At 59.9% G+C, this 10,100-nt stretch carries 10 protein-coding genes; 2 read left to right on the top strand and 8 right to left on the bottom strand.

Features of this window, described 5'->3' with window-relative positions; translation table 11 throughout:
• Nucleotides 1-148: 148 nt before the first annotated feature.
• The 8 genes from fdx to uvrB form a co-directional block, all read right to left on the bottom strand.
• Nucleotides 149-487 carry an ISC system 2Fe-2S type ferredoxin gene (gene fdx, locus AC1D1P_RS06770; protein WP_122956868.1) on the bottom strand — a complete coding sequence of 113 codons (339 nt, stop codon included), beginning with the start codon at nucleotides 485-487 and terminating at the stop codon, nucleotides 149-151.
• 14 nt (nucleotides 488-501) lie between these two features.
• Nucleotides 502-2,364, bottom strand: coding sequence for a Fe-S protein assembly chaperone HscA (hscA, locus tag AC1D1P_RS06775; RefSeq protein WP_477672484.1), 1,863 nt, complete (start codon nucleotides 2,362-2,364; stop codon nucleotides 502-504).
• Between the two features lie 30 nt (nucleotides 2,365-2,394).
• Entirely contained in the window at nucleotides 2,395-2,913 is a 519-nt protein-coding gene (gene hscB, locus AC1D1P_RS06780) for a Fe-S protein assembly co-chaperone HscB (RefSeq protein ID WP_477669133.1), read from the bottom strand.
• A gap of 76 nt (nucleotides 2,914-2,989) precedes the next feature.
• A complete protein-coding gene (gene iscA, locus AC1D1P_RS06785) occupies nucleotides 2,990-3,313 on the bottom strand; it encodes an iron-sulfur cluster assembly protein IscA (RefSeq protein ID WP_074575253.1) in 324 nt (107 codons plus the stop codon).
• A gap of 41 nt (nucleotides 3,314-3,354) precedes the next feature.
• Entirely contained in the window at nucleotides 3,355-3,741 is a 387-nt protein-coding gene (iscU, locus tag AC1D1P_RS06790; protein WP_122956871.1) for a Fe-S cluster assembly scaffold IscU, read from the bottom strand.
• 41 nt (nucleotides 3,742-3,782) lie between these two features.
• A complete protein-coding gene (locus AC1D1P_RS06795; RefSeq protein ID WP_477669132.1) occupies nucleotides 3,783-5,000 on the bottom strand; it encodes an IscS subfamily cysteine desulfurase in 1,218 nt (405 codons plus the stop codon).
• A 106-nt stretch (nucleotides 5,001-5,106) separates the two neighbouring features.
• Nucleotides 5,107-5,643: a Fe-S cluster assembly transcriptional regulator IscR gene (gene iscR / locus AC1D1P_RS06800; protein WP_457280416.1), complete on the bottom strand. Its 537-nt coding sequence runs from the start codon at nucleotides 5,641-5,643 to the stop codon at nucleotides 5,107-5,109.
• A gap of 266 nt (nucleotides 5,644-5,909) precedes the next feature.
• Nucleotides 5,910-8,033 (bottom strand): excinuclease ABC subunit UvrB, encoded by a 2,124-nt coding sequence (uvrB, locus tag AC1D1P_RS06805; protein ID WP_477672485.1) that lies wholly within the window; start codon nucleotides 8,031-8,033, stop codon nucleotides 5,910-5,912.
• Between the two features lie 219 nt (nucleotides 8,034-8,252).
• Here uvrB and AC1D1P_RS06810 point away from each other — a divergent pair, with 219 nt between their 5' ends.
• Nucleotides 8,253-9,449, top strand: a complete 1,197-nt coding sequence (locus AC1D1P_RS06810) for an amino acid aminotransferase (protein ID WP_477672486.1) — start codon at nucleotides 8,253-8,255, stop codon at nucleotides 9,447-9,449.
• Nucleotides 9,433-10,035, top strand: a complete 603-nt coding sequence (locus AC1D1P_RS06815) for a nucleotidyltransferase family protein (RefSeq protein ID WP_477672487.1) — start codon at nucleotides 9,433-9,435, stop codon at nucleotides 10,033-10,035. Before AC1D1P_RS06810 ends, AC1D1P_RS06815 begins: the two co-directional genes overlap by 17 nt.
• The last annotated feature ends 65 nt before the right edge of the window (nucleotides 10,036-10,100 follow it).

Here is a 10,100-nt window from a genome sequence, read left to right on the forward strand (position 1 = left end):
GACCGGTGGTTTCGGTGTCAAGAACGATTTGGCGCATGGCTGGATTATCGCTGTGCTGGGTCAGTGGATGTTTTTCCGCCGGGCCGCCCCTAGGAAAAATGCGCCCCCTCGGGGGGCAGCGCAGCACACGCAGTGGCAAGCGTGGGGGCTAATGATTCTCCTTTGCATGGTTGATGGAGTATTTGGGTATCTCCACCGTCACATCCGACTGGGCAAGGAAGGCCTGGCAACTCAGGCGCGAATTGGGCTCCAGGCCCCAGGCGCGATCCAGCAGGTCTTCTTCGCTCTCGTCGAGCTCGTTCAGCGATTTGAAGCCTTCGCGCACGATGACGTGGCAGGTCGTGCAGGCGCAACTGAGGTCGCAGGCGTGCTCGATGTTGATCTTGTTGTCGAGCAGAGCCTCGCAAATCGAGGTGCCGGCCGGCGCACTGATTTCAGCGCCCTGTGGGCAGTATTCGGGATGAGGCAGTATTTTGATGATGGGCATGGTTGTCAGTCGGTTCAGACCGCCTCGATGTTTTTTCCGGCCAGGGCTTGCTTGATGCCCCTGTTCATGCGCTGGGCGGCAAAGCCTTCGGTGCCTTTGGCCAGCGCCTGGGTGGCTGCTTCGATTGCGGCCGCATCACCGTGGGCACGCATGTCGGCAAGACCGACGATCAGGCTGTCGATCTGCGCCCGCTCATTGGGGCTCAGCAAGTCGGCATCCGCCGCCAGCGCGCTTTGCGCAGCCAGAATCATTCGATCGGCATCGACCTGGGCCTCGGCCAGTGCGCGAGCCTGCATGTCTTGCTGGGCGGTCGAGAAGCTGTCTTGCAGCATGCGCGCAATATCGTCGTCCGACAGGCCATAGGAGGGCTTCACGTCGATGCGCGCCTCGACACCGCTGACCTGCTCTTTCGCATTCACGCTAAGCAGGCCGTCGGCATCGACGGTAAACGTCACGCGGATACGGGCAGCGCCCGCCACCATGGGCGGAATGCCGCGCAGCTCGAAACGGGCAAGACTGCGGCAGTCGGCCACCAGGTCGCGTTCGCCCTGCACCACATGCAGCGCCAGCGCGGTCTGGCCGTCCTGGTAGGTGGTGAAGTCCTGCGCCATCGCCGTGGGGATGGTCTGGTTGCGCGGCACGATGCGCTCAACCAGCCCGCCCATGGTCTCTATGCCCAGCGACAGCGGGATCACGTCGAGCAGCAGCAGGTCGGCGCCAGTGTTGTTGCCAGCGAGCTGGTTGGCGGAAATGGCCGCACCCAGCGCCACCACTTCATCGGGGTTGAGATTAACCAGCGGCTCGCGCCCGAAGAAACTGGCAACCGCCTTGCGCACCTGCGGCATGCGTGTGGAGCCACCTACCAGCACTGCGCCCTGAATATCTTCCTTCGCCAGCTTGGCATCGCGCAGTGCCTTGCGAACGGCCGCCAGGGTACGCTGGGTCAGGTGGGCGGTAGCGGTTTCAAAATCTTCCGCCTTCATTTCGAAGTTGACGAGGGCTTTGGCCAGTTGCACCGAAAAAGGCACAGGGTTGGCAGCTGAAAGCGCCTCCTTGCAATTGCGCGCAGTGCGCTGCAGTGCCGCCTTGTCAGACGGAGTGAGCGCATCCGCTGCAAGGCCCGCCTTGGCCAGCACCCAGTCGACCAGCGCGCGATCGTAATCGTCGCCACCAAGCGCGGAATCGCCGCCCGTGGCCACCACCTCGAAGACGCCTTGGGTCAAACGCAGTATGGAAATATCGAAAGTGCCACCGCCAAGGTCATAGACGGCGTAAACGCCTTCACTGGCGTTGTCCAGCCCATAGGCAATGGCAGCGGCCGTGGGCTCATTAAGCAGGCGCAATACATTGAGGCCAGCCAGTTGCGCAGCGTCTTTGGTGGCCTGACGCTGGGCGTCGTCAAAGTAGGCCGGCACCGTGATTACGGCGCCATAAATATCGTCATTAAAAGTGTCTTCGGCGCGGTAACGCAGCGTGGCCAGAATCTCCGCGCTGATCTCGACCGGGCTTTTCTCGCCGGCGACAGTCTGCAGCGTGACCATGCCCGGCTTGTCGTTCAACTCGTATGGCAACTGAGCGCGGCTGCCGATGTCGTCAATGCCGCGGCCCATCAGACGCTTGACAGAAGAGATGGTGTTGCGCGGATCTTCCACCTGCGCGGCCAGGGCTTCATAGCCGATTTGGCGCTTGTCGTCCTCAAGGTAGCGCACCACGCTGGGCAGCAGCACCCGCCCCTGCTCATCGGGCAGGCATTCAGACACACCACTGCGCACGCTGGCGACCAGCGAATGTGTGGTGCCCAAGTCAATCCCCACCGCGACGCGTCGCTGGTGCGGGTCGGGCGTCTGGCCGGGTTCGGAAATTTGCAGGAGTGCCATGCGCGGTTGTCGTACTTTTTCTGTAATGCTTTATTGTCCCAGCTGGTCGATGCGTGCATCAACCTCACTGGCAAAGCGCTCAATAAACATAAGGCTTCTGACCTGCTGGGCTGCGGCAGGAAAGTCCTTGTCCACGTCCAGCAGTTGCTCTATTTTTGATAGCTGCTTGCGCTCGTCAGCTGTGGCTTGGGAGGCTATTTCTTCAAAATCTTCAGTTGTTTCGGCATCGTCGAGCGCTTCGCGCCACTGCATCTGCTGCATCAGGAAGTCGTGCGGCATGGCGGTGTTGTTTTCGGCGTTAATGGGCGCACCGTTCAGCTCACACAAATAGCTCGCCCTCTTGAGCGGGTCTTTCAGCCGCTGGTAGGCCTCGTTGATGCGCACCGACCACTGCATGGCCACACGCTGGGCGGCCGTACCCTGAGCCGCGAATTTGTCAGGATGCGCTTCGCGCTGCAAATCCTTCCAGCGCGCGTCAAGCGTCGCGCGATCCTGCGCGAAGCGCTGGGGAACACCGAAAAGCTCGAAGTCGTTGGATTGGAGATTCATGCCGAGAAAAAGCCGCCAGCACAATCAGTGGAGGCGGCTTCAGTAAGGGTGCAGCACGCGATCGACCGCTCGCCCGTCAAACCCGGAAACTTTCGCCACAGCCGCAACGATCACGCTCGTTGGGGTTGATGAACTTGAAGCCTTCGTTCAGGCCTTCACGCACAAAGTCCAGCTTGGTGCCGTCGATGTAGGCCATGCTTTTCGGGTCGACCAGCACCTTGACGCCGTTGTCTTCAAACACGACATCTTCCGGTGCGATCTCGTCGGCATATTCCAGCTTGTAAGCCAGGCCGGAGCAGCCGGTGGTCTTCACGCCAAGGCGAACGCCCACACCCTTGCCGCGCTTGGTCATGTAGCGGGTCACGTGTCGGGCTGCAGCGTCAGTGAGGGTAACGGACATTTAAATCACTCGAAAAAAACAGGTGACGGGTGATGCGTTGATCAGTGCGTGTGCTTTTGCTTGTAATCGTTCACGGCGGCCTTGATGGCGTCTTCCGCCAGGATGGAGCAGTGAATCTTCACAGGCGGCAGCGCCAGCTCTTCAGCGATCGCGCTGTTCTTGATGCTTGCCGCTTCGTCCAGCGTCTTGCCCTTGACCCACTCGGTCACGAGCGAACTGGAAGCAATCGCGGAGCCGCAGCCGTAGGTCTTGAAACGTGCGTCCTCAATCACGCCCGTCACCGGGTTGACCTTGATTTGCAGCTTCATCACGTCGCCGCAGGCCGGTGCACCAACCATGCCGGTGCCTACCGATTCGTCGCCCTTTTCAAAGGAGCCAACGTTGCGGGGGTTTTCGTAGTGGTCTACCACTTTTTCGCTGTATGCCATTTTGTTTACCTCTTTAAGCTGTCTTGAATTGCGGGCCGGCCTTAGTGGGCGGCCCACTGGATGGTGGACAGATCCACGCCATCCTTGAACATCTCCCACAGGGGAGACAGTTCGCGCAGTTTGGCCACGTTTTCCTTGATGGTGGCGACCGCGTAGTCAATTTCTTCTTCGGTGCTCCAGCGGCCAATCGTCATGCGAAGGCTACTGTGCGCCAGTTCGTCGCTGCGGCCCAGGGCGCGCAGCACATAGCTGGGCTCCAGGCTGGCCGACGTGCAGGCCGAGCCGCTGGACACGGCCAGACCCTTGATGCCCATGATCAGCGACTCGCCTTCGACGAAGTTAAAGCTCATGTTCAGGTTGTGCGGCACGCGCTTGTCTGCATGGCCGTTGAGGAACACTTCTTCCACATCCTTGAGCCCGTTGAGCATGCGCTCATGCAGGGCCAGGATGCGCTTGTTCTCTTCATGCATCTCGGCCTTGGCGATGCGGTAGGCCTCGCCCATGCCGACGCACTGGTGCGTGGGCAAGGTGCCCGAACGCATGCCGCGCTCATGGCCGCCACCGTGCATTTGTGCTTCAAGGCGAACGCGTGGCTTGCGGCGCACATACAAGGCGCCAATGCCCTTGGGGCCATAGGTCTTGTGCGAGGTCAGGCTCATCAGGTCGACCGGCAAGGTCGCCAGGTCGATATCAACACGGCCGGTAGCTTGCGCGGCATCGACATGGAAGATGATGCCTTTTTCACGGCACAGCGCACCAATGGCCGGGATGTCCTGAATTACGCCGATTTCGTTGTTGACGAACATGACGCTAACCAGAATCGTGTCGGGGCGGATAGCGGCCTTGAACGCCTCCAGGTCGAGCAGGCCGTCGGCTTGCACGTCCATGTAAGTCACTTCAAAACCCTGGCGTTCCAGTTCGCGGCAGGTGTCCAGCACGGCCTTGTGCTCGGTCTTGACCGTGATGATGTGCTTGCCCTTGGTCTTGTAGAAATGGGCCGCACCCTTCAGAGCCAAATTGTTGGACTCGGTTGCGCCACTGGTCCAGACGATTTCGCGCGGGTCGGCGCCAATCAGGTCGGCGATCTGCTCACGCGCTTTCTCGACGGCGGCTTCTGCTTCCCAGCCCCAGGCATGGCTGCGCGAAGCGGGGTTGCCGAAATGCTCGCGCAACCAGGGAATCATGGCGTCCACTACCCGCGGGTCGCAGGGATTCGTGGCGCTGTAGTCCATGTAGATGGGAAAGTGAGGGGTGTCCATGTGGCTAGCTCTTTAAATTCACAGGCTGGCTGGCAGCGCGATCAATGAAGTCAATGCAATCGGGTCACAAAGGGATGAAGCCGGGCAGACGCCCGGCATCGCTCCATCAGGATTTGGAAAATGCATTGCCCAGTGCGAAGACCGAGTTCGGCGCATTCACGCGGATCGGCTTGACAACCGGCGCTGTGAAAATGGCTTTTTTGACCTGCGGGGTATTCTCGATCACCACGCCCTTGGCGAGCTGGTCTTCCACCAGTTTTTGCAGGGTCACGGAGTCCAGGAACTCCACCATGCGGCTGTTCAGTGAAGCCCACAGCTCGTGCGTCATGCAGCGGCCGCCTTCGCCCAGGCAGTTTTCCTTGCCGCCACACTGGGTGGCGTCGATCGGCTCGTCCACCGACACGATGATGTCAGCCACGGTGATCTCGGAAGCCTTGCGGCCCAGCGTATAACCGCCGCCGGGGCCACGGGTGGATTCCACCAGTTCGTGACGGCGCAGTTTGCCGAACAGCTGTTCGAGGTAGGAAAGGGAAATCTGCTGGCGCTGGCTGATAGCGGCCAACGTGACCGGGCCGTTGTTCTGACGCAATCCCAAATCAATCATCGCGGTGACCGCAAAGCGGCCTTTGGTCGTGAGGCGCATAACAAGCTCCTTTAAATGGCTTGACTGTCGTTTTCACCCTGAAAGCTTGTGGCTTACAGGGAACTCTTCCTCCAGCCGCCCAGGTCAGTCAACCGGTATCGCGGGGGCTTTTGTTGTTCTGGTATTGTTCTTGACTGTTTTCGTCAAGTATAACACAAGCAGGGTTTTTCCCGCTGAGACGGCCCCAAACATGGGGACTAACCCGTAGGCAGAGCCATTTAATGCACCGTTTCGGTGCATTAAATGAACCCAGGGGGCTGGTGGATCTAGGCGCGGGCTTGGCCTGCAGAGGTCAGCGGCACGACATTATCGGTGCCAGGCGCACCAAAAGCCTGTTCCTTGAGGATGTGCAGCTGGTCCCGGACCCGGGCGGCCTTTTCGAATTCGAGGTTCTTGGCGTGTTCGATCATCTGCTTTTCCAGGCGCTTGATTTCGCGGGCAATATCCTTCTCGCTCATGTCTTCCACCAACGCCTTCTGCATCTCGATTTTTTCGGCTTCCTTGCCGGATTTCTCGCTGTAGACGCCGTCGATCAAATCGCGGATGCGTTTGACCACGCTGCGCGGCGTGATGCCGTGCTCCAGGTTGAAGGCAATCTGCTTGTTGCGCCGCCGTTCGGTCTCGTCCATGGCTTTTTTCATGGAGTCCGTGATGCGGTCTGCATACAAAATCGCACGGCCGTTCAGGTTGCGGGCCGCCCGGCCAATGGTCTGGATCRGGCTGCGCTCTGCACGGAGGAAACCCTCTTTGTCGGCGTCCAGGATGGCCACCAGCGACACCTCAGGAATGTCCAGCCCTTCGCGCAGCAAATTGATACCCACCAGTACGTCAAAGGCCCCCAGCCGCAGGTCGCGCAGGATTTCCACGCGCTCGACCGTGTCCACGTCGCTGTGCAGATAACGCACCTTCACGCCGTTGTCGCTCAGGTAATCCGTCAGCTGCTCGGCCATGCGCTTGGTCAGCGTGGTGATCAACACCCGCTCATTCTTTTCGACCCGGATGCGGATTTCCTGCAGCACGTCGTCGACCTGATGGGTAGCCGGCCTCACTTCCACCTGCGGATCCACCAGTCCGGTGGGCCTGACCACCTGCTCCACCACCTTGCCGGCGTGCTCTTTCTCATAATTTGCCGGTGTGGCCGAGACAAAAACGGCCTGGCGCATCTTGGCTTCAAACTCTTCGAACTTGAGCGGCCGGTTGTCCAGCGCGCTCGGCAGGCGAAAACCGTATTCCACCAGCGTGGTTTTGCGTGCGCGGTCGCCGTTGTACATGGCGTTGAGCTGACCGATCATGACGTGGCTCTCGTCGAGAAACATCACGGCATCCTTGGGCAGGTAATCGCACAGCGTCGAAGGGGGCGAACCCGGCGGGGAGCCGCTCAGGTGACGGGTGTAGTTCTCGATTCCCTTGCAGTGGCCGATTTCACTGAGCATCTCCAGGTCAAACCGGGTGCGCTGCTCAATGCGCTGGGCTTCCACCAGCTTGCCGTCCGCGACGAACTGGGCCACCCGCTCGGACAGCTCCAGCTTGATGGTTTCCACGGCGGTCATGACCTTGTCGCGTGGCGTGACGTAGTGGCTTTTGGGATAGACCACAAAACGCGGGATTTTCTGGCGTATGCGGCCTGTCAGTGGATCAAACAACTGCAGCGACTCGATCTCGTCGTCGAAAAGCTCGATGCGTATGGCCAGCTCGGAATGCTCGGCCGGGAAAATGTCGATCACGTCCCCGCGCACCCGGAACGTGCCGCGCGCGAAGTCCTGCTCGTTGCGCGTGTACTGCATGCGGATCAGCCTGGCGATCACGTCGCGCTGGCCCATCTTGTCGCCGATGCGCGCAATGAACCGCATYTGTGTGTARTCCTCAGGCGCACCTATGCCGTAAATMGCGCTGACCGTRCCGACGATGATGGTGTCGCGCCGCTCCAGCACGCTCTTGGTGGCCGACAGGCGCATCTGCTCGATGTGYTCGTTGATGGCCGAGTCCTTCTCAATGAAAAGGTCGCGCTGCGGCACATAGGCTTCAGGCTGGTAGTAGTCGTAGTAGCTGACGAAATACTCGACCGCGTTTTTCGGGAAAAACTCGCGGAACTCGCTGTAAAGCTGCGCGGCCAGCGTCTTGTTGGGCGCAAACACGATGGCCGGCCGACCCAGGCGGGCAATCACATTGGCCATGGTGAAGGTCTTGCCGGAGCCGGTCACGCCCAACAGGGTCTGGAACACCTCGCCGTCGTTGATGCCCTCGACCAGTTGGTCAATTGCCGTGGGCTGGTCGCCCGCAGGTGGATAGGGCTGGAACAGCTCGAACGGCGAATCCGGGAAACGCACGAACTGGCCCGCAGCGGGGTCGGTGTTGACTGAATCAGTTATGACTTCCATAGCTTCTGGCATAAAACCTCGATCAAGCCCCGTTAAAATTCAGGGCAACCAAACAGAATACGACATTCGGCCGAAAATGGAAATTGCAATCCCTATTCGCCTTGTAGTTGCCCCGCTATCGCTTTTTGACACCTCTTGTAGCCTTTTTTCCGGTCAGCTTGTGACCTAAATCCGTGACCTGAACCCCCTATCGTCGCTTTCGCCTTCTTTTTACTTCTCTGAGGATATTTCATGTCTTTGTTTACCGCTGTCGAAATGGCCCCGCGTGACCCCATCCTGGGCCTGAACGAGCAGTTCAACGCCGACGCTAACCCTGCCAAGGTCAACCTGGGCGTAGGCGTGTACTACGACGACAACGGCAAACTCCCCCTGCTGCAATGCGTTCAGGCGGCAGAAAAACTCATGATGGAATCTCCCAAGGCACGCGGCTACCTGCCCATTGATGGCATCGCCGCCTACGACGCTGCCGTCAAGGGTCTGGTTTTCGGCGTCGACAGCGAGCCCGTCAAAAGCGGCCGAGTGGCCACTGCACAGGGCATTGGCGGCACGGGCGGCCTGAAGATCGGCGCCGACTTCCTGAAAAAGCTCAGCCCCAATGCCAAAGTCCTGATTTCCGACCCAAGCTGGGAAAACCACCGCGCGCTTTTCAGCCAGGCCGGGTTCGTGGTTGAAAGCTATCCTTACTACGATGCAGCCAAGCGCGGCGTCAACTTCGAGGGCATGCTCGCCGCCCTCAATGCAGCCGCCGAAGGCACCATCGTCGTGCTGCACGCGTGCTGCCACAACCCGACCGGTTACGACATCACCGCAGCCCAGTGGGACCAGGTGATTGCCGCCGTCAAGGCGCGCAAGCTCACACCTTTCCTTGACATGGCCTACCAGGGCTTTGGCCACGGCATCGCGGAAGACGGCGCCGTCATCGGTAAATTTGTGGCGGCCGGCCTGAGCTTTTTCGTGTCAACGTCCTTTTCCAAGAGCTTCAGCCTCTACGGCGAACGCGTGGGCGCCCTGTCGGTGCTGTGTGAGTCCAAAGACGAAGCCGACCGCGTGCTGTCGCAGCTCAAGCTGGTCATTCGCACCAATTACAGCAACCCGCAGATCCACGGCGGCATGGTGGTGGCCACGGTGCTCAATACCCCCGCGCTGCGCACCCAGTGGGAGCAGGAACTGGCGGAAATGCGTGTGCGCATCAAGGCCATGCGCCAAAAGCTCGTGGACGGCCTGAAGGCCGCCGGCGTCAAGCAGGACATGAGCTTCATTACCGCACAAATCGGCATGTTCAGCTACTCGGGCCTCAGCAAGGACCAGATGGTGCGCCTGCGCAATGAATTCGGCGTTTACGGCACCGACACCGGCCGCATGTGCGTAGCCGCCCTGAACAGCAAGAACATCGACTACGTCTGCGCGTCGATTGCCAAGGTCGTCTGAGGCTGTACTCCCGGATGAATTCATCCGGGACGCGCTGAAAAACCGCCACAACCGGTTCATTCTGGAACACCTGCCTGCGCTGGGATTGCCCGACGCATGGCTGGTGGCGGGATGCCTCTTCCAGACAATCTGGAACCTGCACTCGGGGCAATCGCCCGAAGCCCACATCAAAGACTACGACCTGTTTTACTTTGACCCTGCCGACCTTTCAGGCGCGGGCGAAGCAGCCGTCAATGAACGTGTCGGCGCCTGCTTTGCGGGCCGGGGCATTGTGGTGGAAGCAAAAAACCAGGCCAGGGTCCATACCTGGTATGAGGAGTATTTCGGTTTCCCCTACCCCGCCCTGCAAAGCTCCCGTGATGGTATTGACCGGTTTCTGGTGAGCTGTACGTGTGTCGGCTTAAGGGCAAATACTGCGGAGCGGACGGATGTAGAGCTTTATGCGCCCAACGGCCTGGCGCAGTTGTACGAGGGCAAGCTCAGCCCCAACCCGCTGTGCAACCACCTGCCGCTGTTCGAGAAAAAGGCGAAGGCTTATCAGGATCGCTGGAGCTGGCTGCAGGTTATCCATCCGGAAGTGGCCTGACCGGCCCCCAGCACGGCAGTGGCAAAAGCCAGGCTCCTCAAAGAAAATAGGTTACAGCCCATAAC

This window comes from Polaromonas sp. P1_E1_2 (assembly GCF_056406035.1).

Excerpts from the sequence above, each read along its gene's own strand:
- fdx (WP_122956868.1), bottom strand. The coding sequence starts at position 487 with ATGCCCATCATCAAAATACTGCCTCATCCCGAATACTGCCCACAGGGC.
- hscA (WP_477672484.1), bottom strand. The coding sequence starts at position 2,364 with ATGGCACTCCTGCAAATTTCCGAACCCGGCCAGACGCCCGACCCGCAC.
- hscB (WP_477669133.1), bottom strand. The coding sequence starts at position 2,913 with ATGAATCTCCAATCCAACGACTTCGAGCTTTTCGGTGTTCCCCAGCGC.
- iscA (WP_074575253.1), bottom strand. The coding sequence starts at position 3,313 with ATGTCCGTTACCCTCACTGACGCTGCAGCCCGACACGTGACCCGCTAC.
- iscU (WP_122956871.1), bottom strand. The coding sequence starts at position 3,741 with ATGGCATACAGCGAAAAAGTGGTAGACCACTACGAAAACCCCCGCAAC.
- AC1D1P_RS06795 (WP_477669132.1), bottom strand. The coding sequence starts at position 5,000 with ATGGACACCCCTCACTTTCCCATCTACATGGACTACAGCGCCACGAAT.
- iscR (WP_457280416.1), bottom strand. The coding sequence starts at position 5,643 with ATGCGCCTCACGACCAAAGGCCGCTTTGCGGTCACCGCGATGATTGAT.
- AC1D1P_RS06810 (WP_477672486.1), top strand. The coding sequence starts at position 8,253 with ATGTCTTTGTTTACCGCTGTCGAAATGGCCCCGCGTGACCCCATCCTG.